The 26,448-nt window shown below is 64.1% G+C and carries 25 protein-coding genes; 6 read left to right on the top strand and 19 right to left on the bottom strand.

The features are described 5' to 3' along the window. Positions 1 to 3: 3 nt before the first annotated feature. Genes ACTJKQ_RS12940 through ACTJKQ_RS12930 form a run of 3 tightly spaced genes read right to left on the bottom strand, consistent with a single transcriptional unit; the run spans position 4 to position 3,187 of the window. A complete protein-coding gene (locus ACTJKQ_RS12940; RefSeq protein WP_440597041.1) occupies positions 4 to 1,578 on the bottom strand; it encodes a deoxyribodipyrimidine photo-lyase/cryptochrome family protein in 1,575 nt (524 codons plus the stop codon). A 23-nt stretch (positions 1,579 to 1,601) separates the two neighbouring features. Then, the gene (locus ACTJKQ_RS12935; protein ID WP_440597040.1) at positions 1,602 to 2,609 is read right to left on the bottom strand and encodes an NAD(P)/FAD-dependent oxidoreductase; all 1,008 of its coding nucleotides are present in this window, start codon (positions 2,607 to 2,609) and stop codon (positions 1,602 to 1,604) included. Between the two features lie 11 nt (positions 2,610 to 2,620). Then, entirely contained in the window at positions 2,621 to 3,187 is a 567-nt protein-coding gene (locus ACTJKQ_RS12930; protein ID WP_440597039.1) for a lipocalin family protein, read from the bottom strand. 116 nt (positions 3,188 to 3,303) lie between these two features. Here ACTJKQ_RS12930 and ACTJKQ_RS12925 point away from each other — a divergent pair, with 116 nt between their 5' ends. Beyond that, a complete protein-coding gene (locus ACTJKQ_RS12925) occupies positions 3,304 to 3,546 on the top strand; it encodes a glutaredoxin family protein (RefSeq protein WP_056064575.1) in 243 nt (80 codons plus the stop codon). A gap of 169 nt (positions 3,547 to 3,715) precedes the next feature. On the opposite strand, the gene ACTJKQ_RS12920 is transcribed toward ACTJKQ_RS12925, so the two are convergent. The 15 genes from ACTJKQ_RS12920 to ACTJKQ_RS12850 form a co-directional block, all read right to left on the bottom strand. Then, on the bottom strand, positions 3,716 to 4,183 hold the full coding sequence (locus ACTJKQ_RS12920) for a DM13 domain-containing protein (protein WP_056747093.1): 468 nt from the start codon (positions 4,181 to 4,183) through the stop codon (positions 3,716 to 3,718). Positions 4,184 to 4,224: 41 nt separating this feature from the next. Continuing rightward, complete coding sequence (locus ACTJKQ_RS12915) at positions 4,225 to 5,091, bottom strand: alpha/beta fold hydrolase (protein ID WP_440597038.1); 867 nt, start codon at positions 5,089 to 5,091, stop codon at positions 4,225 to 4,227. 175 nt (positions 5,092 to 5,266) lie between these two features. Then, positions 5,267 to 6,433 (bottom strand): ABC transporter substrate-binding protein, encoded by a 1,167-nt coding sequence (locus ACTJKQ_RS12910; RefSeq protein WP_056064584.1) that lies wholly within the window; start codon positions 6,431 to 6,433, stop codon positions 5,267 to 5,269. A 102-nt stretch (positions 6,434 to 6,535) separates the two neighbouring features. Further along, complete coding sequence (locus ACTJKQ_RS12905) at positions 6,536 to 8,692, bottom strand: D-(-)-3-hydroxybutyrate oligomer hydrolase (protein WP_440597037.1); 2,157 nt, start codon at positions 8,690 to 8,692, stop codon at positions 6,536 to 6,538. Between the two features lie 93 nt (positions 8,693 to 8,785). Then, on the bottom strand, positions 8,786 to 9,859 hold the full coding sequence (locus tag ACTJKQ_RS12900) for a branched-chain amino acid ABC transporter permease (protein ID WP_440597036.1): 1,074 nt from the start codon (positions 9,857 to 9,859) through the stop codon (positions 8,786 to 8,788). 16 nt (positions 9,860 to 9,875) lie between these two features. Then, positions 9,876 to 10,862: a branched-chain amino acid ABC transporter permease gene (locus tag ACTJKQ_RS12895; RefSeq protein ID WP_056064590.1), complete on the bottom strand. Its 987-nt coding sequence runs from the start codon at positions 10,860 to 10,862 to the stop codon at positions 9,876 to 9,878. 115 nt (positions 10,863 to 10,977) lie between these two features. Then, complete coding sequence (locus ACTJKQ_RS12890) at positions 10,978 to 11,715, bottom strand: ABC transporter ATP-binding protein (RefSeq protein ID WP_056064594.1); 738 nt, start codon at positions 11,713 to 11,715, stop codon at positions 10,978 to 10,980. Continuing rightward, on the bottom strand, positions 11,712 to 12,494 hold the full coding sequence (locus tag ACTJKQ_RS12885) for an ABC transporter ATP-binding protein (protein ID WP_440597035.1): 783 nt from the start codon (positions 12,492 to 12,494) through the stop codon (positions 11,712 to 11,714). The genes ACTJKQ_RS12890 and ACTJKQ_RS12885 overlap by 4 nt, the downstream gene beginning before the upstream one ends. An 82-nt stretch (positions 12,495 to 12,576) precedes the next feature. Beyond that, positions 12,577 to 14,061: an extracellular catalytic domain type 2 short-chain-length polyhydroxyalkanoate depolymerase gene (locus ACTJKQ_RS12880; RefSeq protein ID WP_056064600.1), complete on the bottom strand. Its 1,485-nt coding sequence runs from the start codon at positions 14,059 to 14,061 to the stop codon at positions 12,577 to 12,579. A gap of 185 nt (positions 14,062 to 14,246) precedes the next feature. Next, positions 14,247 to 15,440 carry a substrate-binding domain-containing protein gene (locus tag ACTJKQ_RS12875; RefSeq protein WP_056064604.1) on the bottom strand — a complete coding sequence of 398 codons (1,194 nt, stop codon included), beginning with the start codon at positions 15,438 to 15,440 and terminating at the stop codon, positions 14,247 to 14,249. A 151-nt stretch (positions 15,441 to 15,591) separates the two neighbouring features. Then, positions 15,592 to 17,103, bottom strand: a complete 1,512-nt coding sequence (locus tag ACTJKQ_RS12870; protein ID WP_121942500.1) for a sigma-54 interaction domain-containing protein — start codon at positions 17,101 to 17,103, stop codon at positions 15,592 to 15,594. 118 nt (positions 17,104 to 17,221) lie between these two features. Beyond that, positions 17,222 to 17,860 carry a DUF2325 domain-containing protein gene (locus ACTJKQ_RS12865; RefSeq protein ID WP_440597034.1) on the bottom strand — a complete coding sequence of 213 codons (639 nt, stop codon included), beginning with the start codon at positions 17,858 to 17,860 and terminating at the stop codon, positions 17,222 to 17,224. Positions 17,861 to 18,082: 222 nt separating this feature from the next. Then, positions 18,083 to 19,588: a tripartite tricarboxylate transporter permease gene (locus ACTJKQ_RS12860; protein WP_056064614.1), complete on the bottom strand. Its 1,506-nt coding sequence runs from the start codon at positions 19,586 to 19,588 to the stop codon at positions 18,083 to 18,085. A gap of 12 nt (positions 19,589 to 19,600) precedes the next feature. Beyond that, positions 19,601 to 20,119, bottom strand: coding sequence for a tripartite tricarboxylate transporter TctB family protein (locus ACTJKQ_RS12855; RefSeq protein WP_440597033.1), 519 nt, complete (start codon positions 20,117 to 20,119; stop codon positions 19,601 to 19,603). 83 nt (positions 20,120 to 20,202) lie between these two features. Further along, on the bottom strand, positions 20,203 to 21,162 hold the full coding sequence (locus tag ACTJKQ_RS12850; RefSeq protein WP_056064618.1) for a Bug family tripartite tricarboxylate transporter substrate binding protein: 960 nt from the start codon (positions 21,160 to 21,162) through the stop codon (positions 20,203 to 20,205). Positions 21,163 to 21,291: 129 nt separating this feature from the next. Here ACTJKQ_RS12850 and ACTJKQ_RS12845 point away from each other — a divergent pair, with 129 nt between their 5' ends. From ACTJKQ_RS12845 to ACTJKQ_RS12830, 4 genes are all read left to right on the top strand, one after another. Next, a complete protein-coding gene (locus tag ACTJKQ_RS12845) occupies positions 21,292 to 21,975 on the top strand; it encodes a response regulator transcription factor (RefSeq protein WP_056065161.1) in 684 nt (227 codons plus the stop codon). Beyond that, the gene (locus ACTJKQ_RS12840; RefSeq protein WP_440597032.1) at positions 21,972 to 23,411 is read left to right on the top strand and encodes a sensor histidine kinase; all 1,440 of its coding nucleotides are present in this window, start codon (positions 21,972 to 21,974) and stop codon (positions 23,409 to 23,411) included. The genes ACTJKQ_RS12845 and ACTJKQ_RS12840 overlap by 4 nt, the downstream gene beginning before the upstream one ends. A gap of 17 nt (positions 23,412 to 23,428) precedes the next feature. Further along, a complete protein-coding gene (locus ACTJKQ_RS12835; protein ID WP_116747503.1) occupies positions 23,429 to 23,860 on the top strand; it encodes an RNA-binding S4 domain-containing protein in 432 nt (143 codons plus the stop codon). Between the two features lie 269 nt (positions 23,861 to 24,129). Further along, positions 24,130 to 25,125, top strand: a complete 996-nt coding sequence (locus ACTJKQ_RS12830) for a hypothetical protein (RefSeq protein ID WP_440597031.1) — start codon at positions 24,130 to 24,132, stop codon at positions 25,123 to 25,125. A 7-nt stretch (positions 25,126 to 25,132) separates the two neighbouring features. Here ACTJKQ_RS12830 and ACTJKQ_RS12825 read toward each other — a convergent pair whose 3' ends face one another. Further along, on the bottom strand, positions 25,133 to 25,726 hold the full coding sequence (locus ACTJKQ_RS12825) for a recombinase family protein (protein WP_440597030.1): 594 nt from the start codon (positions 25,724 to 25,726) through the stop codon (positions 25,133 to 25,135). A gap of 455 nt (positions 25,727 to 26,181) precedes the next feature. On the opposite strand from ACTJKQ_RS12825, the gene ACTJKQ_RS12820 reads away from it, so the two are divergent. Beyond that, positions 26,182 to 26,448, top strand: a 267-nt coding sequence (locus ACTJKQ_RS12820) for a hypothetical protein (protein WP_440597029.1), incomplete at its 3' end; no start/stop codon positions are given.

Below are 26,448 nucleotides of genomic sequence, written 5' to 3'. Positions count from 1 at the left end.
GGTTCAAAAGTCCAGGGTTTGCTGCTGGGGATGCTGGGCGGCGTTGAGTGCGCGAGCCCGGGCGCGTGCCTGGGGGCTGCCGCCATCGCGAAACTGGCGGGAGCCGTGCTTTTCCACAATCGCAGCCTGGGCGGCGCGCACGGCGGGCTGGGCGCGCAGGCCGTGCACGCGGGCCTTGGCGGTGCGGGTGGCGGTGTCCAACTCCACTAGCGGCACGGCAATGTCGTGGCCTACACGCACGCCGCAGCGGGCCTGCACATCGGGCGGCATGCGCCAGGGCTCCAGCAGCCAGGCATCGGGCACGCGGCGCAAGGCGGGCAGCCACTGGCGCACAAAGTGGCCGTGGGGGTCGTGGTCTTGCGCCTGCTTGATGGGGTTGTAGACGCGGGTGGTGTTGATGCCGGTGGTGCCCGCCTGCATTTGCATCTGACTCCAGTGGATGCCGGGCTCATAGTCCAGAAACTGGCGGGCCAGCCATTCGCCCACGGGCCGCCAGTGCAGCCACAGCGGGTACGAAGCCACCGACACCAGCATGGCGCGCATGCGGAAGTTGACCCATCCCGTCTCGCGCAGCATCGCCACGCAGGCATCCACCATGGGCCAGCCGGTGCGCCCGGCCACCAGGGCCTCGAAGTGAGCGGGGTTCCATTCCGCTTCGCGCAGGCCGTTATAGCCCCGGTGCAGGTTGTGGTGCTCCAGCGCGGGTTCCGATTCAAGCTTCTGGATGAAATGGCAATGCCAGTGCAGGCGGCTCATAAAGGCCGTCAAGCCTTTGCGCTGCCACGCAGCTCCAAAGTCGGTGCTGGCCTTGAGTTGCTGCTCGCGCCGCTGGGTGGCCTTCACCACCTCGCGCATGCCCAGGCAACCCAATGCCAGGTAGGGCGACAGGCGCGAGCAGGCGCTGGGCGCTGTCAGCGGCGACGAGATGCCGCCCCGGTAGCCCTGGCTGCGCTCCGCCAAAAAGTCTTGCAGCACGCGCAGGCCTTCTTTGCGCCCCCCGCGCTGGCGCTGGGCTGGGTCATGCGCGGGCAGGCCCAGTTCAGCCCCGCTGGGCCAGGGCTGTGCAGGCCACGGCAACGTACGGGCCTGCAAGAGATCAGGCCCGGGGGCGAGCACCACCGGTGCGTGCATGTGGGCCTGCCAGTGTCCCTGCCAATCATCGCGTGAGCGCAGGCGGCGCACCACGCCGTGCTGCGGCCATTCGCGCCATGCCACGCCCTGCGTGCGGCACCACCGGCCCACGGCCAAGTCGCGGGAATAGGTGTGGGCATTGCCGGTTTCTTCGTGCGCCTCAAGAGTGTGGAACGGGGCCAGTGCATGCAGGCGGGTCAGCACGTCCACCATCTCGCCCACGGCCACCTGCAGCGTGGCGCCGCGCCGTTGCAGGGCCTGGGCCAGGTCGTGCACGCTTTCTTGCACAAAGTGGTAGTGCTGCAGGGCCGCATCAGGCTGCTGCGCCCAGAGGCTGGGCTCGACGACATACAGACACAGCACCGGGCCCTGGGCGGCGGCGTGCTGCAGCGGGGCGTGGTCGTGCACGCGCAAGTCGCGCTTGAACCAGACCACGGTGTAGCTCATGGCACAAGCCCTGTGCGCACAGATCAGGCGGCTGCGACCTGTCGCGCCAGCGCCAGGCCGCTGAGCCAGGCGCCCTCGACCTTCCCGCCATTCAGCCAGTCACCACACAGCCCCAGGCGGGCATTGGCGTCCCACCAGCAGCCCAAGGTCAGTGCGGGTTCGGTATCCGCATAGCGCCAGCGGTGCGCCGTGGCAGCCAGGGGTGTGGGGCCGCCCAGGGCCGCAAAGGCGGCGAGCAAGGCAGCGGTGACGCTGTCCGCGCTGTCTTCAATATGCGCCTCGCTCCACTCGGCACTGGCGTGCAAAAGCCACGTTTCTGGCCCCGTACGGCCGGGCTTGCTGCTATCGCGTGCCACCCAGCGCAGCGGGCCGGTGTTGACGAAGGCGCCGTCCCACGGCAAGGCCACAGGCGAGGCATAACGCAACATGACGGCCCAGCTGCCCCGCATGCGGGCGCTGCCTGCTACCGCAGCGCCAGTGGGTGCCACCTGGGTCAACAGCGGCGCCACCTGAGGCGCGGGCACAGCCAACAGCACAGCGCGGTAGCGCGGCGCATGCAGCCCCTGCTCTGCGCAAGTGATAGTCCATCCTTCGGGGTGCCGCTCCAGCCGCTGCACGGTGGTCTGCCACTGGGTGTGGGCGCGCTCACCGGCCTGCGCCAGGCCCTGCACCAGCCAAGCAGCGGGCGATGTCATGCGCGGTGTACCCACAAAACGCTCAAGGAGCGTGTGCGGGGTGGTCCACGCTGTGCCGTCAAAACTCGCCAGGCGTGCGCCCCATGGGGCGACCACACCGGCCTGCTGCCACCGGGCAACTTCTGAGCGAAAAGCGGCATCACGTGCGGTGAAATACTGCGCGCCGTGGTCGCACTGCCAGGGTCCGTTGTCGTCCTCCGCGCGCCGGGTGCTCATGCGGCCCGACGGCCCCCGGCTCTTGTCGAAAACATGCACCGTGTGCCCCGCCTGCAGCAGCGCCTGTGCACACGACAGGCCCGCCAGACCTGCACCGATGACGGCGATGGGTTGTGACATCGTCAAAACACTCATGGCTGCGGGTCAGTGCGTTCTTGGGCTACCCAGATCAGCGCCTGGGTATCGATGCCCATTGCCTGTGCGCGGGCCAAAAGTTGCTCGCGCACAGCAGGCTGCAGCTGCTTCGTCCGTGACAGGATCCAGCAGTAACTGCGGTCTGGCCCCACCACCAGCGCCCATTGGTAATCGGCATCCAGCGCGGCCACGTGGTAGCCGCCGTAGAACGGGCCAAAGAACGAGACCTTGAGCGAGGCGGTGTTGGTGTCGCCGGTGAACTTGGCTTTGCCCTCCGCCTGGCGCCAATCGCCCTTGCCCGTATCAAAACCGCGATTGAGCACACGCACGCTGCCATCTGCCTGGCGCTGGTAGGTGGCGCTCACGTCCGTCATGCCGCGCTCGAAAGAATGGTCGAGCCGCGCCACCTCGTACCAGCGGCCTTCGTACCGGGCCAAATCAAACGGGGTGACGGGGGTGACACCGGGAGGCGGCGTGGTGGATGAGCAGCCCACCAAGGCCACAACAAAAGACGCCGCTAAAAGCAGAACCGAACGGCGGACCCAAGGAAATAGCAGAGCCATAAATTACCAATCAGTCACAAAACAAACCGAATGGTAAACCACTCCGCTACAGCCACGGTACAAGCCAGAGGTCGGCGCGGTCTCATGACCCACTCCACGCCCCGTAAACTCGCACCATGACCCTTCAAATCACTGTGTATTCCAAGTCTGCCTGCCCGCAGTGCGAGTCGGCCAAGATGCTGCTCAAATCCCGCTCCCTGCCCTACGAGGAAATCAAGATCGATGACGAAGCCGAGCGCCTGGCGTTCTATGCCAAGTGCGGGCCATCGGTGCGGCAGATGCCACAAATTTTCATCAATGACCAGCGTGTGGGCGGACTCGCCGGGTTGCAAGCCGCGCTGGCGCAGCTGGGCGCCTGAACGCCTTTTCCGACATCTGCGGGCAGTGCAATCGGGGGGCGTGGATGCCCTGGACGCCCCGCATGGGCTGATGCACATGCCACTAGCCGGGGCGCCCATTACCCCTTCGTGGCTCCACGCCTTCCGGCAGAGCACTTGCACACACCTGGCATGACCTTGAACAGTCGTTCTACCGGTACTGCGCGGCCGTGATGAACTGGCCGAAGGTCTCACACCACACGATCACGGTGTTGAACCGTGCGGGGTCCACGCCCTGCGGCACCGGAACGATGAAGTTGTTAAACGTCTTCACATCCCCCACCCGCAGCATTTGTGGCTTGAGGCGCTGAAAGTCCGCCTCTGTCTCCACAAACGCAGGCGACAGGTACAGCTTGTAGTCGGGCCCCGGTGCCAGCTTGCCTGCCAGGCTGATGGCTTGCGGGCCAATCGACACCACGCCCTCGCCCCAGTGCAGGGCGTCGCTGTCCTTCAGATCGCGGCGAAAGGTGGCTTTCCATGCTGCCGTGGGCAGGCTTGCCTGCACCTCCTGCAGCGTAGGGGCTGCGGGCGCGATCAGGATCGGCAACCAGTACACACCTGCAGCGAACCCCACAGCCAGGGTGAGCAAATGCGAGGCGATCAACAAGAACGGTTTCATGGCGGTAGGCAACAGTTGGAGCCAATGTACCGCCAGTCGCGTCACCCCGCCCGAGCCAAAAACCCGTCTACCAGTGCGTAATGCTCGGGCACGTTCAGTGCTGGCGCATGGCCGCAACCGGGCACCTCGACCACCTGGGCCAGCCCCCGGGCACCCGGGCCGCGCGTGAGCATTTCGGCGGTGACATCGGGGAGCACCAGGTCAGACTCCGCCCCGCGCAGGCACAGCACCGGAATGCTGAGCGCGTCGTAGTGGTCCCAGATCAGGTAGTCATTGGCATGGTGCGTGAACTGCTGCACCATGGCGGGGTCGTAGTGCGGCGTCACACGTCCGTCGGCAAGGCGGCGCGTGCTGCTCTCGGTCAGCAGACGCCACTGCGCGTCGCTCAGCCAGCCGTAGGGCTTGTACACCTGCCTGAAGAACGCCTCCAGCTCCATCACCGTATCGAACGCGGGTGGATGACCCGCGTAGGCCTTGATGCGCTCCAGCGCGGCATCGGCCAGGCGCGGTGCGTTGTCGTTGAGCAGCAGGCTGGTGATGCGGCCCTTGAGCTGCGGCTCGAACAGACCCGATGCGCACACCGTGCCGATGGCTCCACCCATCGACGTGCCCACCCAGTGCGCTTTCTCGATCCCCAACTGGTCAAACAGGCCGGCCGCAAGGCGCGCGTAGAACGACAGGCGGTACTCGTCGTGCGGCGCGCGCGCCCACTGGCTAAGGCCTCGGCCCAGGGTGTCGGGGCAGATCACGCGGTAGCGCGGTGCCAGGTGCGCGGCCAGCTCGTCCATGTCGCGCCCGGTGCGCGCAAGACCATGCCATGCAATCACCACGGGCGCGTCACGCGCACCCCACTCCGTATAGTGGATTTCATAGCCAGCACAGGTGGCGTAGCGCGATAACGGAGTCATGGTGGACAACCTTGTGAGTCGGTGGAGGGATGCAGGCTGCGTACATAACAACCTGAGGACGGGTAGCGGCTCACAAAACTCAGCGAAGCGGTCCTGGCTAGGCGTTGCGTCGCAGACAGTACTGCAAGTACGGCAAGACGCAACAACGACGCCAGGAGAGTTTTTTGAGCCGCGCTCATTTCATGAGGCGGCCGTTGCTGCCGATGACGGTAACCTCGACATAGCGCGAGCCGATGCGGTTGGTGGGCGAATAGCCCAGCGTGATGCCGCCGAGGTCATAGCTTTGCAATGACTCCAGCGCTTTCACCACCTTGGCGCGTGTGGGCGCAGGCCCGGCGCGGCGCAGAGCCTCGACCAGCACCTTGGCGCCCAAAAACTGCTCGAAGCTGGTGTAGTTGACCTCGGCCTCAGGCGCGTACTTCTTCAGCAACGTCTGGTACTCGCGCACCACGGGCAGTTGCGGGCGGTAGGGGTACGGCACCACCTGACTGATGCCCAGGCCGTGGGCGTTCTTCAGGCCCGCGAGCTTCACCAGCTCCGTTGGGTCCACCACCGAGATGTTGTACAGCTGCGCGCCGCCGCCCTGCTCGCGGTAGCGCTGGATGAAGGCCGCCGCAGGCTTGTTCACCGCAATCATGATGACCGCATGCACATCGGCAGCCTTGATGGCCTTGACGGCGTCATCCACCTTGTCGGTATTGCGCTCATAGCCTGCTGACACCACGAGCTTGAGGCCGCGCTTGGCCAGCGCCGCCTCCACGCCCGCGAGGCCCGCCTTGCCAAAACCATCGTCCTGGTACATCACCGCCACGCGGTTCATGCCCAGGGTGGTGAGCTGCTGCACCATGTGCTCGGTTTCGTCCACATAACCCGCACGCACATGAAAGATCCAGGGGTTGAACGGGCTGCGCAACGACTCGCCACCGGTGTACGGCGCCACCAGCGCGGCGCCGCCCTGCTCCAGCACGCCATCGGACAGCAGCTGGGTGATGTTGGCCGTGCCTGCAAAGCCGTAGAGCGCCACCACCTCGGGCTTGGCCAGCAGCTCGCGGGTGCGGGCCACCGTGTCTGCCACCTTGTAGCCATCGTCGGCCACCGCCTGGCGAATGCTGGCGCCGTGCACGCCACCCTGTGCATTGACCCAGTCAAAATAAATCTTGCCGCCCAGCACCATCTGCGCGCCGGTGCTGGCCAGCACGCCAGACAGCGGGGCCACCTGCCCCACCACCACATCGGCAGCCCTCGCTGGCACCGAAACGCCTGCGGCCAGTGCCACCATCAGCGCGCCACTCCACCTAAGGGCGGCCGACGCGCGGCGTGCCCAACTCTTCACAGTGTTCATTGGTTCCATCCTTGTGATGACTGCGCCTTCAATGGCCCGGGGAGCCAGGCACCAGCGGTGCACGGGCCTCCGGGCTTCCACATAGGTCGTTCAGCGTCCCGGTCAGTCGGGGATGGAAATGGCGCCCGCCGTGATGGCAATGGCGTTGGCGGCAGCGGGCGTGGCGGCCAGCGGCGGCACGTTGGCGGCGGTGATGGCCGGGGCGCTGCCCGGTGTGCCGCCACGTGGCACCGTGCGCACCACCTGGCTGGCGGGCAGCGCCTTGCCGTTGGCGAGGTGGTCGTACACGGCGTCGAGCGCATGGTTCAGGTACACGTGCAGCGGTACGTAGCGGCTGTCATAACCCGGCAGCACGGTGGGCAAGCCGATGAAGCTGTCGAAGTGCTGGGCATTGGCCACTTCCACATAGCTGAGCTTGCTGGCGGCGCCTTCGACCTTCTTGTTCAGCGCAGCGTAGGGGCGCGAGGTGTGGCTCACGGGCAGCAGTGCATCGGCACGGCCATGCACGATGACGGCAGGCTTGCCACGCAGGTTGCCGTTGCGGCGGGTTTCCTGAACACCGGCCTGCAGCTTCTTGGCAGCAGCGTCGTTGCCGGTGACGAGGTTGCGCAGGCACAGCGCACCGCTCAGGTTCCAGTCGGCCACGCCAGCGTCCGACACCGACAGGAAGTCGCGTGCCGGGCCCAGCTTGCCCAGGTTGTTGACCAGGTTGATGCCGCCCGATGGAGGCACGCCATTGCCCGTGGCAAACATACCAGCGAGGGCTGCGGGTGCCAGTGATGTCACCGCGCCCGTAGCCGCTGTGGCCGCGTAGCTGAAGCCGCACAGGTGGTCCTTGACACTGGCACGCGACAGGCTGTTGGCGAACGTGACGGCCACCGCCGGAGCGACTTCAAAAGCAGCCAGCGATGCATGCAGGTCGTTGGACTCCGGCTCCCAGCCGTAGGCGCGCAGCTTTTGCAAGGCCTCCTCGGCCTGCGTGGCCGTGGTGGAGGCCGTGAGCAGGCCCGCGGTCTTGAGCGAAGCGCACCGATTGGGCGCAATGGGCAGGGCCGCACTGCCGAAGCCCGCGGCAAAAGCGGCTGCGTAGGGGCTGGTGCTGACCGATGGCGCCAGCGATGCGCAGGCCTGGTAGAGGTTGGCGTAGGTCGTGAAGTCCACCAGCGTCTTGCCAGTGACGGCCACATCGGCGCTGCCACGGCGCACCGTGACGCCTGGGTTGGCCGGCATCTCGATGGCCGGCTCGGACACGGCCACGCCGCTGATGAGGCCCTGGGTGTCCAGCTCGGCCGCAGCAATCGCGGAGCCACCACCGTTGGAGATGCTGGATGCAATCACGATGGTGTTGGCCGGGGTCAGCGTCTTCAAGCGCTGGCCCGCCGCATCGGTGGCGCCGTAGCGCTGGTTGAGCACGTAGTAGCCAAACTCCACCGCCTGCAGGGTGGTGGTGCCCCAGTCCTTCTCGGCGTTCTGGCCCGAGTGCGCGTGTTTGAAGGCAAAGCGGTTGGGTGTGGCGGTGTTGAAGGCCGCCAGCTCGGTGGCGGTGAGCCCTGCATTGAAGGCCGCCGCCTTGCCCGCTGCCGTGGCCGTGGTGCGCGTGCCGTCCATCAGCGGCACGGTGTCGTTTTGCAGGTCGTGCGGAGCACCGCCCGTGCCCTTGTCAGAGTACGCCACGGCGCAGCCCTTCTTCAGGCCCCACTCGCCCGTGGAGATGCCACCGTACACACCGCGCGACCCCGAAGCCGTGGCGGTGATCATGCAGGGCTTCTTGGGGTCGAAGCTGGCAGGCACCTGCACCATGAGGGTGACGTTCTTGCGGCCTGTGCCGTCATCGGCGAACGCGATGTATTCGGTGCCTGCCACCTTGCCTTCGCCGGTGGTGACCTTGCCCTGCGCATCCACGTTGGGACCATACAGCGTGCCGTACCCCCCGGCCGCCGTCATGTCGAGCATGGCGCGGTAGTTGGTGTGGATGGCGGTGCGGCGCAGCTCGGCTGCGGTGGGCTTGACCGGGTCGGCATAGGCCGGTGGCACGGCCGCCGCTAGCCCCGTGGCGCCCAGACCCGCGGTGAGCAGGTCGTTGCTGGTGCCGTCGTACATGGCCTCGCTGATCGCACCCAGGTAAGCGGGCTTGATGTTGAGTGCGGCGCTGTCGCCATCACTGCCGCCGCAGGCGGCCAGCACGGCTGCAGCCAGCACGGCGGGAACGAACGGACGAGAAAAGGGACGAAAACGCGGGTTCTTCATGCTCATCTTCATGTGCTTGTCTCCTGGTGTTTTTTTCTTTGCGTCTTGTTGCACAGCTCACCCACACACCCAGGCCACGCCAGTCACCCGGCGCGGCTGGGCCACTCACCCCACCTTGCGCGCAGCTGCCGCGCGCAGGCGCCCCACCACACCGGTGGGGAAGTAGTAAACGGACAGAACGAACAGCACGCCCAGCCACAGCAGCCAGCGGTCGGGCGACAGCAGCGCCGACAGCCAGGGCAGGCCCGACGTGGCCTCGCTGCCCAGGCGCAGCAGATCCTGCAGGTAGCTTTGCGCCACCAGAAAGAGCACGGCGCCAATGGCCGAGCCGTAGATGGTGCCCATGCCGCCGATCACCACGATGAGCAGGCAGTCCATCATGATTTCGAAGCTCAGGGACGTATCCGGCCCGTTGTAACGCAGCCAGAGCGCGAGCATGGCGCCTGCCATGGTGGCAAACAGCGCCGACAGCACGCTGGACGTGGTGCGATACACCACCACGCGGTAGCCAATGGCCTCGGCGCGGAACTCGTTCTCGCGGATGGCCTGCAGCACGCGGCCGAAGGGTGAATTGACGATGCGCAGCAGCGCCAGCACCAGCGCCACGGCCGTGACAAAGAGCAGGTAGTAGCAGATCAGCCGCCCATCGATGCTCACGCCCAGGAAGGGGTCGTCAAAGGGCTCGAAGCTGGGCGACAGGAACTCGGGCACCTTGAAAGTCAAGCCGTCTTCGCCGCCGGTGATGTCCGACAGCTGCGAGGCCAGCGTCTGGAATGCAACCGCCACGGCCAGCGTGATCATGGCAAAGAAGATGGCCCGCACCCGCAACGAGAAGAGCCCTACCGCCAGCGACAGCAGCAGGGAGAGCACCAGCGCCCCGGCCAGCCCCACCAGCAGCGCCGACCACGTGGGCCCCATGCGGGTGGTGGCCACGGCAATGCCATAGGCCCCGATGCCAAAGAACATGGTGTGCGCAAAGCTCACGATGCCGGTGTAGCCCAAGAGCAGATCGAAGCTGGCGACCAGCACCACAAAGATCAGCACCTTGGCTGCCACGGACAGCGCCTTGACACCCGGGAAGAGGAACGGCGCGAACGCCAGGCCCACAAAGATGGCCACCAGAATCACCGCCAGCACCTTGCTGCGCGGATAGTCGCCAGAGAGAAGTCGGTTCAGCATGTCAGTCGGCTCCTCATCAGCGGTTGGCCACGGGATAGACGCCCTGCGGACGCCACAAGAGAATGGCCACCATCAACGCGATGTTGGAGAACAGCGCCACCTTGGGCACCAGGAAGCCGGTGTAGTTGGCCATCAGCCCCACCAGCAGCGCACCGATGAGCGCGCCGCCGGTGCTGCCCAGGCCGCCGATGATGATCACGATGAAGATCAGCACGTTGACCTGCGCGCCCATCTGGGGCACCACGTTCTGCTGGTACAGGCCCCACATCACACCGCCCAGGCCCGCCAGAGCCGAGCCCACCACGAACACGCCCACAAACAAGCGGCGGATGCGGTAGCCCAGGCTTTCGACCATCTCGCGGTCTTGCACGCCAGCGCGGATCAGCAGGCCGACCTTGGTGCGCGACAGCGTCCAGGCCAGCACGCCAAACACCAGCAGGCCCACAGCCACCGCGACGAGGCGGTATTTTTCGATGGCAGCATCGCCCACCAGCAGCGAGCCGCGCATGCCCTCGGGCAGTGGCAGCGGGATCTGCGCGGGGCCCCAGATGACCTTGATGAGCTCTTCACCAATGATCATGCCGCCCATGGTGATGAGGATCTGCTTCAGGTGCTGGCCGTACACGGGCCGCACGATGAAGCGCTCGAACGCCAGGCCCACGGCCCCGGCCACCGCCATGGCCACCACCATGGCGGGGAGCACGGCCATCAGGTTGCGCCACAGCTCGGCACTCTGGGTGTAGTCGCCCATGGCGCCCAGCACGCTGGTGGCCACAAACGCACCCAGCGCAATGAACACGCCATGGCCAAAGTTCAGCACATCCATCAGGCCAAACACCAGCGTGAGGCCTGAGGCAATGATGAAGATGATCATGCCCATGGCCAGCCCCGCCACCGTGAGCGTGAGCCAGGTGCTGGGCGAGCCGATGAACGGCAGCACCAACAGCGCAAGCGCCGGCACCAGTGCCAGGGGCTTCCAGTCGAAATCGCGGGTGACGCTCATGCCCGACCTCCAGCGGCAGTCGCCGCACCACGTACATCAGCTACACATTTGATAGCTAACAGGGCAATAGATACCTGCGCTACCGCCCGAAAACATCTGAAATTACTCACACAACTCATAGCGCCAACCCCAGCAGCGAGCGCTGCAGTTCTTCGTCTTGCGCCAGCGCGGCCATGCTGCCCGCATGCACCACCTGGCCGTTGTCCATCACGGCTACGGTGTCACCCAGCCGCTTGGCAAAGTTGATGTTCTGCTCGACGAGCAGGATGGTCACGCCGCTCTTCTTGAGCTGGTCGAACGCATCGATCATGTTGTTGATGATGGCGGGCGCGAGGCCCTTGCTGGGCTCATCCACGATGAGCAGATCGCGCGGCTCGACGATGGCGCGGCTCACGGCCACCATCTGCTTTTGGCCGCCGCTGAGCTTGCCGGCGGGGTGGTTCCAGAACTTCTCCACCGCGGGGAAGAGCTTGAAGATCCACTGCAGCCGCGCCTCGTCCATCTGCGCGGCGTTGCGGGCACTGCGTGCGGCCAGCAGCATGTTTTCCTTCACAGTGAGGTCGGCAAAGATGCCCATGTTCTCGGGCACATAGGCGATGTTCAGGCCCGCGATGGCAGGCGTATTCATCGCGGTGATGTCTTTGCCGCCAAAGTGGATGGAGCCCTGCGACGCATGCCACAGGCCCATGATGGTGCGCAGCGTGGTCGTCTTGCCTGCGCCGTTGCGGCCCAGCAGCATGGTGAGCTGCCCTTTGGGCACGGCGAGATGAACGCCGTGCAGGATGTGGTACGCCCCGATGTGCGTGTGCACACCCTTGAGTTCGAGCAGGTTGGTCGTTGGCGTCGTGCTCATGCGGCCTCCTTCTCTGCGTCCTTGGAGACGCCCAGGTAAGCCTCTTGCACCACGGGCGATGCGATCACCTCGGCTGGCGGTCCATCGGCCACCAGCGTGCCGTTGGTCAGCACGATGATGCGGTCGGCCAGCTCGCGCACCACGTCCATCTTGTGCTCCACCAGCAGGATGATCTTGGTCTTGTCCTTCTTCAGCTCGCGGATCAGGTTCAGGATCACGGGCGCCTCGTCGTGGCTCATGCCGGCCGTGGGCTCGTCGAACATGTAGACCTGCGGCTCCAGCGCCATGAGCAGCGCCACTTCGAGCTTGCGCTGGTCGCCGTGCGGCAGGCTGGCCACGGGCGTATCGGCCCGGTCGGTCATGGCCACGGCCTGCAGGATCACGCGGGCGCGCTGGGTCAGCGCGCTGTGGTCGCTCCAGATGCTCCACAGGTTCATGCCCCGGCGGTGCTTGCCCTCCTGCGTGGCCTGCACGGCCAAGCGCACGTTCTCCAGCACGCTGAGGTTGGGGAACAGGTTGGTGAGCTGGAAAGCACGGCCCAGACCCGCGTGTGTGCGTGCCGAGACGGACTGGCCCGTGAGGTCGTGCCCGCCCAGCGTGACGCTGCCGCTGGTGGCCTTGAGTTGCCCCGAGATCAGGTTGAAGTAGGTGGTCTTGCCAGCGCCGTTGGGGCCCACGATGGCGGTCAGCGTGCCGGGCTCGAAAGAGCATGTCACGCCGTTGACCGCCACGTGGCCGCCAAAGCGGATGGTCAAGTCCTTGGTGGCCAAGGTGCTCATGGGTGGGGGTTCACTTTCACGGTCTGAGTCAATCGATGGAATGGGTGGGGCGCCCTGCCCTGCGGCAGCGCGCCCCGGCACTTTAGGGGCAGGTGCCGATCACGTAGTAGTTGGTGCTGGTCTGCTTCAAGGTGTTGGTGACGAACACGTTCCACAGGCCCATGCTCTGGTTGGAGCCCAGCGCATAGGTGTAGCCCCCGGCGGCATACGCGCGCCCGGCCAGGGTGTGTGCATAGTTGCTGGCGGTGGTGCAGGTGGCGGTGCCGCCGCCCGATGCGGCCAGCGTGGTGCCCGAAGCTGCGGCCGATGTGGCGCCCTCGGCCCCGTTGGCATCGGCCGCGCGCACCGTCCAGCTGTAGGTGGTGGACGCGGCCAGGCCGGTGTCCGTGTAGCTGGTGGCAGTCACAGGCAGCGCGTTGACCTTGTTGGCGTTGCGGTACACGTTGTAGCTGGCCGCGCCCGTGACAGCGGCCCAGCCGATGGCCATGCTGCTGGCCGTGGCGCCCGACGTGCTCACGCCCGTGGGGGCTGGCAGAGCCACAGGGTCGGGGGGCGTGGTGCCACCCGTGCCGCTGGAGACGCGGTCCACCATGGCCTTGACGGCCGCCATTTGCGGGCCCGACTTCTTGGAATAGTTGGCGCTGTCATAGCCCCACCAGTCCCAGCAGCTGTTGGTGGCTGCGGTGCTGGTCTGCGGGTACAGCATCACGATGTTGTTGGTGTCAGCCCAGCGGTTGTAGCCGGTGTTGCGCACGTACTGCTGCTGCACATCGCTGATGTTCTGCTTGCAGCCATGCAGCACCACATGCAGCTTGCAGGTGGCCGTGCCGCCCGCCTGGCAGGCCTGGGGCACATAGGCCCAGCCCGTGGTGGCCATGCCATGGTTGGTGATGAATTCGCTCTGGTTGAACTCGATGTAATTGCCGGTGGGCAGGGTGGCGTTGTTGCGGGCGTTCAACGTGCCGTACAGGTGCTGCAGCATGGCACCGGCGAGGTCGAAGTTGCAGTCGCTGATGTAGGGCGCGCCCTTGGTGGAGCAGGCGTTGCCGTAGTCGTCCGTCACCATGGCGTGTTCGGCCGCAATGTCTTTTTTGTAGACCACATTGGCGGCGGGCACGAAGCTGTTGTAGTAGGTGCGCAGCGCGTCCATCACCCCGGTCTTGACCACACTGTCGAGCGAGCCCGAGAACAGGTAGACCTTGGAGTTCTGCAGGTTGGCCACGGGGTCGATCACGCCCTGGCTGGCCCAGGTGTTGGTGGTGCTGACCAGCGTGCTGGTGGGGATGCCTGCCGGGCTGGCCATGCAGCGCCCGGTGGCGTTGACGACCGATCCCTCGGCGCAATAGAACGGGCCGCCCGCGACCACACCGGCGCCCTTGGCAAACGTTGCCGAATACGCCACGTGCAGCTGCACGGCCATGAAGCCGCCCGAGGACAGGCCCGATACCGTGGTCTGTGTCTTGTCGATCTTGAGTGCTGGCAGGTTGACGGCAGCGTGAACACTGCCCACGCCACAGAGAGCCATCGCAGCCCCTGCTGCCGCCGCCCGGATGAAATTGAAAGCCATGTTGTCTTGTCTCCAAATAATTTTTGAGAAAAACCGACCCAGCCCCCGTGTAGACCCGGGGGTTCATGCATCAATTCACTGGAAAAAGAGGGGCGGCCGCCCCTGCGGGATGGACCCCGAAGGAGCAGGACGGTGATCCTGTCCGACGGGCCTCGCTAACTCGCTAACGGAATCGAAAATCCGGCTTATCGCTTGTTGCGAATCGGCACGTTCATTTCTTCAGGCTTGATCTCGCGCACCAGCTCGGGCACGCCCCAGGCAAAGGCCGGGTCCACTTTGATCTTGAAGTGGTACATGCTCTGCATGGCCTGGTGGTCTTCCTTGCGGAAGGTCATCTTGCCCTTGGGCGTCTCGAAGCTCATGCCCTCCATGGTCTTGATGAGCTTGTTGGTGTTGGTGTCGCCGTTCGTGGCCTTGAGGGCGGTGACCAGCGCCATGGCAGAGCTGAAGCCGCCGGCCGTGAAGAAGTCTGGCGGGGTCTTGAACTCCTTGTAGTGCGCAGCCACCATGGCTTCGTTCACGGGGTTCTTGGGGATGCCGAAGTAGTAGTACGTGGCGCCTTCCATGCCGGGGAAGTTCTTGTAGGCAGCCATGGCGGGCAGGATATTGCCGCCGGTGGCGATCTCGATGCCATAGCGCTTGAGGTCCATGTCAGCGATCTTGAACGGGTTGCCTGCACCGGCCCAGATGATGAAGATGACCTTGCGGCCGGGCACGTCCTTGAGCTTGTCGATCAGGCGCTGGGCACCGGCGGTGAAGTCGGTGGTGGTGGTGGGCAGGTATTCCTCGTGCACCAGCTTGGCGTTCTTCAGCGCGTCCTTGAAGGCCTTCACGCCATCGCGGCCGAAGGCATAGTCCTGCGCCAGCGTCGCCACCGTCACGCCGGCCTTGTCGATGGCCACGGCGTTGGAGATCGCGTCCTGGCTGCTGTTGCGGCCGGTGCGAAAGATGTACTTGTTCCACTTGTCGCCGGTGATGGCGTCGGCCACGGCGGGCTCCACCAGCAGGATCTTCTTGTATTCCTCAGCCACGGGCAGCAGGGCCAGGGCAACGCCGCTGGAGGTGGGGCCGACGGCAATGTCGGCCTTGTCATCCGAGTAGGCCGAAGCCAGCAGGCTCTTGCCCAGGTCAGGCTTGCCCTGGTCGTCCTTCTCGATCACGACGAGCTTCTTGCCATTGACGGTCATGCTGCCGCCGGTGGCGTAGTTCAGGCCCATCATCAGGCCGGTCTGGGTCTGCTTGCCGTAGGCCTCCAGCGGACCCGTCTTGCTGTACACGTGGGCAATGCGGATTTCACCGGTCTGCGCGAACGCGGGGGCAGAAAGTGCGGCAGCGGTAACGGCTGCGGAAGCGAGGGCGACCAGAGTGCGACGGTGCATGGCGATGTCTCCTGTTGTGATGCTTCTTTATTGCACAGTCTGTGCCAGCAGCCAAGTGCTTGATTTCAAAGATACTTTTGCTGACACCCTGGCGACACTGCCTGATTTCAATACACATTGAATGTCTAATTTTTAGACATTTGCCTGATTTTTATTCAGGGTTTTCCAGACGTCCATAGAGTGTGGCGCGCGAGATGCCCAGCTGGCGAGCAGTGGCCAGCTTGTTGCCGCCATGGGCTTTGAGCGCAGCCGCGATGGCCTTGCGCTCCAGCTCCGCCACCTGCTCGGCCAGCGGGCGCAGGTATCGGCTTTCGTCCTCGGCATCGGCGGCGTGGCCCGGGTCCTGCACCGGGGCGGGGGCGGCGGGCTCCACGCCCGCTTCGCGCAGGATGCGTTCGAGCTGCGCGGCGTCGATGGACTGCGAGTCGCTGCGCATCACCGCCTGCTCCAGCACGTTACGGAGCTCGCGGATGTTGCCGCGCCAGGGCTGGCCCGCCAGCAGGGCCATTGCATCGGGCAGCAACTCGGGCGGCGCGGTGCCGTTGCGCAGGGCCAGGTCTTCGCCCAATGCTTCGACCAAGGCAGGTATGTCGCTGCGCCGCACGCGCAGCGGCGGCACACGCACCGGCAGCACATGCAGGCGGTAGAACAAATCCTCGCGGAATTTGCCCTCGCGCACCAGCGACGCCAAATCGCGCGACGTCGCGGCCAGGATGCGCACATTGAAGGGCACGAGCTTGTTGCTGCCCAGCGGCTCGATCTCGCCCTCTTGCAGCGCCCGCAGCAGCTTGGCCTGCAAGCTTTGGGGCATGTCGCCGATTTCGTCGAGGAACAGCGTGCCGCCATCGGCCAGCTTGAACTTGCCGTCGCGGCCCTTGCGGTCGGCGCCGGTATAGGCGCCAGGCGCCACGCCGAAGAACTCGGCCTCGAGCAGCGTGTCGGGCACGGCGGCGATGTTGACGCTGACGAACGGGCCACTGGCGCGGCTGGACGCTGCGTGGATCGCATGGGCCAGAAGCTCCTTGCCCGTCCCCGTCTCGCCCAGCAGCAGCACAGGGCTGCTCGACTGCGCTGCACGGCGCGCCTGGCGCTTGACCTCGGCCGCCGCGGGGCTGGAACCGATGAAGCTGGCAAAGGTGTACTTGGACCGCCGCTCGCCGTCGCCGGCCACCGCCAGGCTGCGGCGGCGCTGGCTGGCCAGCTCGCGCCGGGCGTCGTCCAGGTCGCGCTGCAGCAGCGCAAACTTGCTGATGAGCGGCTGCAGCGTGGTTTCGGGATGGTCGAACAGCACGATGCCAATGGCGCCGATCACGCGGTCGGCATCGTCGCGCAGCGGGATGCGGCTGACCACGAAGGTGCCGGCCTTGTTGGTGAGCAGGTCGATCAGCACGGGCTGGCCCGTTTCGAGCACGCGGCGCATCTGTGTGTTGGGGATGACCTCTTCCACCGTGCGGCCCACGAACTGGTCCACCGACGAAAAACCCAGGTCCGGCAGAAAGCGCTGGTAGCCCTCATTCACCCACACGATGCGCCCGCTGCGATCCACCAGGAACATGCCCTGGCTGACGCTGGAGAACAGCTGGAACATGGAGCGTGCCGCCAGTTCCAGAATGCCCTGGGCATCCAGCGGCAGTGCGGGGGCGTCATCAGCGAGCAAAGGCATCCGCGGATGGTAGCGCGCTGGCGGGGCGCAGGATCTGCCCCCACAGGCAGCAGACGCCCGGCATGGAGCCATGACGCTACAAATTGGATAGCTACCTAGGCAAATGGCACTAGCGCTATCAGGCGTTTTTATCCAAAACAGGAGTCAAAGAGGTGTACAGGGACGCCTCACATGCTGCCAGCGGCTGGTCCACCAAGATGCAGGGCTTGCCCGTGCGGCGGCACTGGTCCTGCACCCGCCAGTAGGCGTCGTGGCTGATGCAGCCCGTCTGGCAAATCACCAGGTCAGCGGCGGCCAGGCTGGCGTCGAAGGCCGCACCCGCGTCTGCGTCCGGATGGGCCTCGACCACCACGGGCACGCGCACCCTGCGGGGGTGTGCCGAAGCATCCGGGGGCGCGGCGCTGGCTGCCCCACCCAGCTCCGGGTGGCTCACTGCCCTGGTGTCTGACTGCGCCGCCAGTCGCCAGCGCAGGCATTCCCGCGACAAGGTGGCAATGCGCTCCGCCAGCACTGCGATATGGCGTGCCATGGTCTGACGGCGGGAGAGCCCCGGCACAGCAGCCCGTAGCTGCGCCAGCTCGTCGTACGCCATGGCCAGCCGCGTATCGCGCACCACCAGCGCCCCACGCAGCCGCACCACCTCGGCCTGCAGCGCCTGGATCTCGGCGGCCTGCGCCGTCAGGGCCGCGCTGCAACGCCGCTGGGCTTCGCCCCACTGACGACAAAGCACCAGAAACTCCTGCGGAAATGAAGACATGCGCCATCCTGCAAATAAGAACTATTCGCATTTTATGGTACGATTCAGCCTGAGTTCACAGCAAGCCACCTGGTGGGGAGGGCTCCGGGAGCACAGCGCCTGGGGGTCTGGCTTGCCAAGAAAATCGTCGGCACGGATCTGCCCGCGCCGTCTGGACGAAAAAAAACCGCGCCCGATGGCGCGGTTTTTTTACGGGTGCGAGCCTGGGGCCTCGCCACGGTTTCAGGCCTCTGCCAGCGCCATCTTGCGGGCAGCCCAACGGCGCAGCAGGCGCGGAACGATCAGCACGGCCAGCACGATGACGATCAGGGTCACCGAACCGGGGCGCTCCAGGAAAATCGTCCACTTGCCTTCACCAATCGACACCGCATTGCGCATCTGAGCCTCAGCCAAGGGGCCCAGGATCATGCCCACCACCACCGGCGCGGCGGGGAAGTCAAAGCGGCGCATCACCACACCCAGCAGGCCGATCGCGTACAGCAGCACCAGGTCGAATGCGCTCTGGCGCATGCCATACACACCCAGGGTGGAGAAGACCAAAATGCCCGCGTACAGGTACGACTTGGGGATGTTCAGCAGTTTCACCCACAGGCCCACCAGCGGCAGGTTCAGGATCAGCAGCATCACGTTGCCGATGTACATCGACGCGATCAGCGCCCACACCAGCGCGCCGTTGGTGTCGAACAGCTGCGGGCCGGGCTGGATGCCATAGTTCTGGAACGCGCCCAGCAGAATGGCCGTGGTGTTCGACGTGGGGATGCCCAGCGTCAGCAGCGGGATCAGCGTGGCCGTGATGGCCGCGTTGTTGGCGGCCTCGGGGCCTGCCACGCCTTCGATGGCGCCCGTGGTGCCAAACTCTTCCTTGTGCTTGCTCAGTTTCTTCTCGGCGGCATAGCTCAGGAAGGTTGGAATCTCGCTGCCACCTGCAGGCACGGTGCCAAACGGAAACCCGATGGCCGTGGCGCGCAACCATGCGGGCCAGGAGCGCTTCCACTCTTCCTTGGTCATGTGGGTGCTGGTCAGGCGGTTCTGGGTTTCGTCGGACTTGCCTTCGTACATCACGTTGTACAGCGCCTCGCCCACCGCAAACAGGCCCACGGCGATCAGCACCACTTCGATGCCATCCATCAGCTCAGGCACACCCCCGGTGTAGCGCGCCTGGCCCGTGATCTGGTCGATGCCGATCAAGCCCATGGCCAGGCCCACAAACAGCGCCACCATGCCACGCAGCGTGCTCTTGCCCAGCACCGCACTCACGGTGGTGAAGGCCAGCACCATCAGCATGAAATACTCAGGTGGGCCCAGGCGGATGGCGTATTCGGCCACCAGCGGCGCGCAGAAGGTCACCAGCACCGTGGCGATGGTGCCCGCCACAAACGAACCGATGGCGGCCGTGGCCAGGGCCGCACCGGCGCGGCCATGCTTGGCCATCTTGTTGCCCTCCATGGCCGTGACCATGGACCCGGCCTCACCCGGGGTGTTGAGCAGGATGGACGTGGTGGAACCGCCATACATGGCGCCGTAGTAGATGCCTGCAAAGAAGATCATCGAGGCCGTGGCCTCGACCTTGACGGTGATGGGCAGCAGCATGGCCACAGCCACTGCGGGGCCGATGCCTGGCAACACACCCACGGCGGTGCCAATCATGCAGCCCACAAAGGCCCACATCAGGTTGATGGGTGTTGCCGCGGTGGCAAAACCCTGCATCAAAAGGTTTAAGGTTTCCATGGCGCGCAGGCTTTACAGCCACCCCGTGTTGGTCAGGCCGGGCAGGTTGATGGCCAGCAGTTGCGTAAACATCCAGTACACCGGGGCGGCTACCGCGATACCGATGAAGGAATCCTTGATCCAGGCCTGCAGGCGCAGGTCGAGTTCACCTTCCGAGCTCTTGAAACCCCGCACTGACAGCACGAAGCACAACGCACAGCTCAGGATGAAGCCCAGCGTGGTGATGAGCAGGGCGTTGAGCAGCAGCCCTGCCGACACCCAGATGAAACCCTTCCAGTGGGCACGCTCGTCGCCGGAGCCCTCTTCCAGCTCCCGAAACCCGCCGCTCAGCGCATGCGCCACGCACAGCACGCCACAGATCAGGATGGCAGTGCTGACCACCCAGGGAAAGAAGTTGGGTCCCACGCCACCATAGCCCGCTTCTGAACTGACCGAGCTGGCCCCCCAGGCCAGACCCAGCGCGAGCACCACCAGCCCGACCCCGATCAGGGTCTGCAAGGGCTTGGAGCGCGATGAATGTTGTTGTGTCATGTTTTTTCCTTCGCACCAACCAATGCACGGCCAGGCCGCCTGCCCAGAGGCAGAAATGACGGCTGCCGCGCCTTGCTTCGGGATCAGATCATTCCGGACTTGGCCATCGTGGCGCGCATGCTGGCGAACTCGGCATCCACGAAATTGCCGAACTCGTCGCCGGCCATCCATGCGGGGGTCCAGCCGTTCTTTTCCATCGCGTCCTGCCAGGCCTTGTGCTTGAAGGTCTTGGCCAGCGCATCGATCAAGGCCTTGCGCTGTTCTGGCGTGATGCCAGGCGCGCCGTACACGCCGCGCCAATTGCCGATTTCCACGTTGATGCCCTGCTCCTTGAGCGTTGGCACGTTCACGCCCTTGAGGCGGGTGCCCGAGGTCACGCCCACTGCGCGCATCTTGCCGGCAGAGATGTACTCGGAGAACTCGCTGTAGCCGCTGCCGCCCACGGTCACGTTGCCACCCAGGATGGCGGCAGTGGCCTCACCGCCCCCACGGAACGCCACGTAGTTGATCTTGGCGGGGTCCACGCCCACTTCACGGGCGATCATGGCGGCGGCAATATGCTCGGTAGAGCCGCGCGAGCCGCCACCCCACTTCACGCTGCCGGGGTCCTTCTTGAGCTGTTCCACCACATCCTTCATGGTCTTGAAAGGCGAGTTGGCGGGCAGCACAAACACGTTGTATTCGCTGGTCAGGCGCGCCAGGGGCGTAACCTTGTCCAGGCCCACCGGTGGTTTGCCGGTGATGATGCCGCCCAGCATCACGGCGCCCATCACCATCAGCGCGTTCGGGTCGCCCTTGCTGGCGTTGACGAACTGGGCCAGGCCAATCGCGCCCGCTGCGCCGCCCTTGTTGTCGTAGGACACCGACGATGCGGCGCCCGCATCCTGCATCGCCTTGCCCAGCGCGCGACCGGTGGAATCCCAACCGCCCCCGGGGTTGGCGGGAATCATCATCTTGAGGGCCGCTGCCGTCTGGGCCGACACGGGCAACGCACCCGCAGCGGCCAGGGCGGCCAGTGATTTCAGAAAGGTATCGCGACGCATGGTGTCTGTCTCCTGATAAGGTTTGCGAACCGCCCGATGATGCGCGCGCTGCCTGTCAAACGGCTGTCCTCAGACTCAGGGAAAACACTCATGCACCCGGCCCAATGAGACGGTGCTATGGTGCCGCGCATGCAATTGCTCCTTGTAGAAGACGACCCCACCATGCAGGCCACGCTGCACCGCGCACTGACCCGGCGTGGCATGGAAGTGACCGCAGTGGGCGACGGACGCGCAGCGCTGAGCCAATGGACTGCCCTGCAGCCCGACGCCGTCATCCTGGACCTCACTCTGCCGGGCCTGGACGGCTTGCAGGTGCTGCAGCAGGCGCGATCACGTGGCCTGCGCACCCCCGTACTGATCCTGACGGCACGTGGCACCGTGGGCGACCGCGTAGTGGGGCTGAACGCTGGCGCCGACGACTACCTGCCCAAACCGTTCGATTTGGACGAGCTGGAGGCACGCCTGCGCGCGCTGGTGCGCCGCAGCGCCGATCCCGCCGTAGCGCCGCTGGCACCCAGCACTGTGCAGATCGGAGCCATCCGCTACGACAAGGACAGCGGCGCGCTGTACCTGAACGGCGAGGTGATGGAGCTGACCCCGCGCGAGCTGGCACTGATGCACGCCCTGCTCGCGCAGCCCGGGCATGCCGTGACCAAGGAGCGACTGTATGAGCTGGTGTTTCCGGGCCAGCTCGACGTGCAGTACGAAGCCATCGAGGTCGTGGTGTACCGGCTGCGCAAGAAGCTAGCAGGCACAGGCCTGACCCTGATGACACTGCGCGGCCTGGGCTACCTGCTGCGGGCCGACGCATGAGCGAGGATGGAGTGCGCCACCACTCGCTGCGGCGGCGCCTGCTGCTGGGCATCTTGCTGCCTGTAGCCCTGTTCATCGGTTTCAACACCTGGAGCCTGTACCACCAGACGCTGGCATCGCTCAACACCGCGTATGACCGCACCCTGCTGGCATCCGCCAAAAGCATCAGCGAACAGCTCGATGTGAAAGGCTTTGACGACGCAGCGCAGCTGCGCGCCATCGTTCCTTATTCGGCCCTGGAGGCCTTTGAGGCCGACAACCAGAGCCAGATGTTCTACCGCGTTTCGACCCTCAAGGGCGAGATCGTGTCGGGCTTTGAGGACCTGCCGGTGTGGCACGGCAGCATCCCTGCCCGCCCTCCCTATGCGGCTCTGGTGGACTTTTACGATGACCGATTTCGTGACCGCGATGTGCGCGTGGCGGTGCTGCTGCAACCGGTGGCCAGCTCCGAAGGCCGGGCGATGGCCGTGATCCAGGTGGCGGAGACGCTGGAGGTGCGCGAAACCCTGGCACTGCAGATCCTGTGGAACACCCTGTTGCGACAGGCGCTGTTGATCGCCGTGGTGGCCTTTACCGTGGTGTTGGTGGTGCAGCGCGCCACCCAGCCCGTGCGGCAGCTCAGCCAGCAGCTGCAGGCCCGGCGCGAGGGCGATCTGAGCCCCATCGCGGCCCCGCTCGCCCCACGCGAGCTGCAGCCGCTGGTGGACGCCACCAATGAGGTCATGCAGCGCCTGCGTCACCTGCTGCGGCACCAAAAGCGCTTTGTGCGCGATGCCTCCCACCAGCTGCGCACACCGCTGGCCGTGCTCAAGACCCAGGTGCAATCGGCCCTGCGCGGCGACGTGGAGCCGCAACAAGCCCTGCACGAGATCAGCGACACCGTGGACCGCGCCACCCAGCTCGCCAACCAGATGCTGGCCCTGGCCAAAGTGGAGCAGCTGCGCCAACAAAGCGCTCCACCAGCCACCCGCTTTGATGACATTCTGCGTGCCGTGGCGCTGGAGATTTCGCCACTAATTGCTCAGCGCGATCTGGACTTTGGCATCCACACCGAGCCAACCCTGGTGCAATCGCATGAATGGATGCTGCGCGAACTGAGCCGCAACCTGCTGCATAACGCCGTGCGCCACGCACCGCCCGGCAGTGAGTTGACCGTGGACTTGCGCAGCGACGGGCGGCATGCGGCGCTGACGATCAGCGACCACGGCCCCGGCATTGATGACGAGCTGGCGGCACGCCTGTTCCAGCCCTTTTCTGCAGGAGACGTGCGCACCGGCAGCGGCCTGGGCCTGGCCATTTGCCGTGAGATCGTGCAGGCCCTGGAAGGCAACATCACACTGACAAACCAGGTGCAAGGCCACAAGGTGACCGGGCTGAACGCCGTGGTTCGCCTGCCTCTGCCTGCGCCCTTGACCGACAGCACACCCATGGCCTAGACGGCACAATCTCGCCCATGAACACCTTGGAGACGATGCGCCTGGACAAGTGGCTCTGGTGCGCCCGCTTTTACAAGACCCGCAGCCTCGCCACCGAAGAGATCGGCAAGGGCCGGGTCACTGTCAATGGCCAGCTGGCCAAACCTGCACGCGACCTGCGCTGCGGCGACACCGTAGCGCTGCGCCAGGGCCCCGTGGCACGCACCGTGCTCGTACGGGGCCTGAGCGGTGCCCGGGGCCCCGCGCCAGTGGCCCAGCAACTGTACGAAGAAACCCCTGACAGCATCGCCGCCCGCGAAAAGGCCGCAGAACTGCGCCGCTTGGCCCCCGAGCCAGCGGCGACATTGCAAGAAGGTCGCCCAACCAAACGCGACCGTCGCGAGATCGACAAGGTGAGCAACAAGGGAAACGATTGGGGCAGCCGGTGGAGTGCGTCCATCGACGAGTGACTGCGCGAGGAGTTCGGACAGTTCGCAGGCGGCGTCAGATATAACTAGGCGGCTGAAAAACTCAAAAGAAAAAGCCCCAAGCGCCTTGAGCGCTTGGGGCTTATCTTGGCGGAAACGGATAGTTTCGAATCTTTGTTACAGACATCTTTTTAGACCTCTTGCGCGCTGGATGTGTGAAAACGCAATGCTGCGCTTTGCCGAAGTGAGGTTTCTTACAGCATTGTAAGTTTCGCGCCGTAACATCTTGAGATCGCAATGTGGAGGGTTTTATGGCGAAGCAGTTTCAAGTTTCGGTGTTGGATGATTCATCACATGTTGGAGATGTCGCGGTACTAAGAGTTGCGTCCGCCGCAAACAATAGTCTGAGCCAGTTCTACTCGAAACAGGTGCAAGTGTCACGTGCCGCACTAGCAGACCTCAAGCAGAACATTGAGCGCAAACTAGCACTCAACAGAGTGCCGAAAGACGAAATTAATTTTTCAATATCCATAAAATTTGCAAACGACAAGACAATAACATTAGACGCCCCAGAAAAGTTGTCTAGTGGCGTCGATTTGCAGCAGGTGCCATCAACTACGCAAATGGTGACATTTCGCGTTAGCTTTCCTTGCGATTTACATGGATCGGGAAAGTCAGAACTTCACTCCATATACATAAGAATAGCGGAGCGGCCGCATCCAGCGCTCATACTGCAGAAAGCAATGAGCGGTCTGAGTGATGACCTAGAGAGCCTGGACAATGAGGCTTTTTCACCAGTATCGTGCAAAATTGATTTTGTAGACGGAACATTCAGTGATGAGCTTCTGTCAATTGTCACTCAGTGGGTTGAGTCATTACCACAAGGTTCTTCCACATTTGGCATTGTGAGATGGGCCCAAAGTCATCAAAGTGAGATTCACAACTGGATTTTTGCTACATTCCCATGCCTCGCGTTACTCGCCTATGCCGGCATTTGGTTTAGCTTAAACCCAGAAGGAACGACGACCAGAATAGCGGTTGCCTGGGTAATATGCGGAACCGTAGTTTTTGAAGCTGCGCGATATTTAAGCGTAATATTCAGCCAAACTTTTAGCAAGCAAGTTCAACGCATAAATAACGTACCAATATTTAAAATTACCGCCGGCGATGAAAACAAAATGACAAAATATCTGGCAAAAAACCAGAAGTCATGGATTGTATTAGGCATTACAGCGTTATGTTACGGGGCGCTAAAAGGACTCGGTTTGTACTTAGCCAGCAAACTCTTGACGAATTTTTTTGGTTAGAAGCAGATCAGCATTTGCCCCTCTTTAAATAATCTGATGGCTTTGTAATGCGGTATACCGCACGCTTAACAGTAGATATGGAAACTTGATATTTCCTACTTAACTGTTCGTAAGTGAATGCTCCCGACAAGTACTCGGAAACCAACATGGGCTCGTCAGATTTAGAAAGGTTGCGACTTCGTCCTGGCAGACGCCCACGCTCTCGTGCTGCGATCTGGCCAGCTATTGATCGTTCTCGAATCATCGACCGTTCAAGCTGAGCCACTGCACCAAGTATCTGTATCACGAAAACCCCCATGCTGTTTGTTGTGTCAAGAGGTTCCGTAACGCTTTTGATAGTGGCACCAACGCTTTCAAGTTGTCGCAAAATCTCAAGCAGATCAAAAAGGCTCCGTGCTATTCGATCTATTTTGTAGACGACCAAAACATCACCTTTTTCGAGTGATGCAAGGCACCTAGCGAGCTCTTGTCTTCCACGTCTTGTTGATCCGCTGGCTTTCTCCTGGTAGATGACGTGACAACCGGCCTTGCCTAGAGCATCCAATTGCAAAGCATTGTCCTGATCCTGTGTTGATACACGGGCGTATCCAATAAATGCCATTTTTCCTTCCCTTCTGTGGGAAATCTAGGAGCTTTTACCAAGTGGTAAAAGCCGAAAATAGCGACCCCATCGCTCGCAGGAAATCAGGGCCTTGTCAGTGCAACGTGCACGTCAAGTGAACAGCCAAACTAGACGTTGCTACGCACGTTGAGGCGCTCGCCGCGCGGCGTCCGCTGCCCGTGAGAGGTAGCGCCCAGCACCATTCCCCAGATTTCTTCGCCTCTTCGGCCAACGCTAAGCCAGGACCGCGCCGAGGGCGCTTTGAGTTCCTGCGGGGGGAATCCATAAAGCTGCGCTTTACAAACCCTCCCCCCTCCGCAACTCAATCCCGGCACCGCTAATGGCACGGCGAAGAACTCAGGGGAACGGTGCAAGCAAGGCCAGCTTGCACGGGCAACAGACAACAGTTGTCCGGCTCGGAATCTAGGGGCCCGGTACACCTGAAGGGGAACACCATGATCGCAAGCAACTACCGCAAATTTCCTGAAGCTCTGGCGCTGCAGATGCCTTTGCAGTTCGGGCGCTTGCTGGTGTGGGCTACGTCGCGGCCGACGACGCGGCTGCTGCGGGCGATCAGGGCAGAGCGCGGCGCAGCTTTCAAGGCAGCGGGCCGAGTAGCCTATCCAGTGCGCAAGACCACGCCGAGCTGGGCGCGTGAGCTGGCGAAGAAAGTGCGCGACCTGGGCAAGCTGGTGAAGGCTGCGCAGGTGGCGCTGGTGTTC

Source organism: Acidovorax sp. 22279, from assembly GCF_052045435.1.
In the GTDB taxonomy this organism is placed as follows: domain Bacteria; phylum Pseudomonadota; class Gammaproteobacteria; order Burkholderiales; family Burkholderiaceae_C; genus Acidovorax; species Acidovorax delafieldii.
Note: the sequence above shows the minus strand (reverse complement) of the source record. Positions and strands in the feature narration are given on the sequence as shown.

Excerpts from the sequence above, each read along its gene's own strand:
- ACTJKQ_RS12875 (WP_056064604.1), bottom strand. The coding sequence starts at position 15,440 with ATGCACCGTCGCACTCTGGTCGCCCTCGCTTCCGCAGCCGTTACCGCT.
- ACTJKQ_RS12835 (WP_116747503.1), top strand. The coding sequence starts at position 23,429 with ATGAACACCTTGGAGACGATGCGCCTGGACAAGTGGCTCTGGTGCGCC.
- ACTJKQ_RS12920 (WP_056747093.1), bottom strand. The coding sequence starts at position 4,183 with ATGAAACCGTTCTTGTTGATCGCCTCGCATTTGCTCACCCTGGCTGTG.
- ACTJKQ_RS12855 (WP_440597033.1), bottom strand. The coding sequence starts at position 20,119 with ATGACACAACAACATTCATCGCGCTCCAAGCCCTTGCAGACCCTGATC.
- ACTJKQ_RS12900 (WP_440597036.1), bottom strand. The coding sequence starts at position 9,859 with ATGCTGAACCGACTTCTCTCTGGCGACTATCCGCGCAGCAAGGTGCTG.
- ACTJKQ_RS12830 (WP_440597031.1), top strand. The coding sequence starts at position 24,130 with ATGGCGAAGCAGTTTCAAGTTTCGGTGTTGGATGATTCATCACATGTT.
- ACTJKQ_RS12925 (WP_056064575.1), top strand. The coding sequence starts at position 3,304 with ATGACCCTTCAAATCACTGTGTATTCCAAGTCTGCCTGCCCGCAGTGC.
- ACTJKQ_RS12905 (WP_440597037.1), bottom strand. The coding sequence starts at position 8,692 with ATGAAGATGAGCATGAAGAACCCGCGTTTTCGTCCCTTTTCTCGTCCG.
- ACTJKQ_RS12935 (WP_440597040.1), bottom strand. The coding sequence starts at position 2,609 with ATGTCACAACCCATCGCCGTCATCGGTGCAGGTCTGGCGGGCCTGTCG.
- ACTJKQ_RS12850 (WP_056064618.1), bottom strand. The coding sequence starts at position 21,162 with ATGCGTCGCGATACCTTTCTGAAATCACTGGCCGCCCTGGCCGCTGCG.
- ACTJKQ_RS12890 (WP_056064594.1), bottom strand. The coding sequence starts at position 11,715 with ATGAGCACGACGCCAACGACCAACCTGCTCGAACTCAAGGGTGTGCAC.
- ACTJKQ_RS12870 (WP_121942500.1), bottom strand. The coding sequence starts at position 17,103 with ATGCCTTTGCTCGCTGATGACGCCCCCGCACTGCCGCTGGATGCCCAG.
- ACTJKQ_RS12865 (WP_440597034.1), bottom strand. The coding sequence starts at position 17,860 with ATGTCTTCATTTCCGCAGGAGTTTCTGGTGCTTTGTCGTCAGTGGGGC.
- ACTJKQ_RS12910 (WP_056064584.1), bottom strand. The coding sequence starts at position 6,433 with ATGAACACTGTGAAGAGTTGGGCACGCCGCGCGTCGGCCGCCCTTAGG.
- ACTJKQ_RS12860 (WP_056064614.1), bottom strand. The coding sequence starts at position 19,588 with ATGGAAACCTTAAACCTTTTGATGCAGGGTTTTGCCACCGCGGCAACA.
- ACTJKQ_RS12825 (WP_440597030.1), bottom strand. The coding sequence starts at position 25,726 with ATGGCATTTATTGGATACGCCCGTGTATCAACACAGGATCAGGACAAT.
- ACTJKQ_RS12840 (WP_440597032.1), top strand. The coding sequence starts at position 21,972 with ATGAGCGAGGATGGAGTGCGCCACCACTCGCTGCGGCGGCGCCTGCTG.
- ACTJKQ_RS12940 (WP_440597041.1), bottom strand. The coding sequence starts at position 1,578 with ATGAGCTACACCGTGGTCTGGTTCAAGCGCGACTTGCGCGTGCACGAC.
- ACTJKQ_RS12915 (WP_440597038.1), bottom strand. The coding sequence starts at position 5,091 with ATGACTCCGTTATCGCGCTACGCCACCTGTGCTGGCTATGAAATCCAC.
- ACTJKQ_RS12895 (WP_056064590.1), bottom strand. The coding sequence starts at position 10,862 with ATGAGCGTCACCCGCGATTTCGACTGGAAGCCCCTGGCACTGGTGCCG.
- ACTJKQ_RS12930 (WP_440597039.1), bottom strand. The coding sequence starts at position 3,187 with ATGGCTCTGCTATTTCCTTGGGTCCGCCGTTCGGTTCTGCTTTTAGCG.
- ACTJKQ_RS12845 (WP_056065161.1), top strand. The coding sequence starts at position 21,292 with ATGCAATTGCTCCTTGTAGAAGACGACCCCACCATGCAGGCCACGCTG.
- ACTJKQ_RS12885 (WP_440597035.1), bottom strand. The coding sequence starts at position 12,494 with ATGAGCACCTTGGCCACCAAGGACTTGACCATCCGCTTTGGCGGCCAC.
- ACTJKQ_RS12880 (WP_056064600.1), bottom strand. The coding sequence starts at position 14,061 with ATGGCTTTCAATTTCATCCGGGCGGCGGCAGCAGGGGCTGCGATGGCT.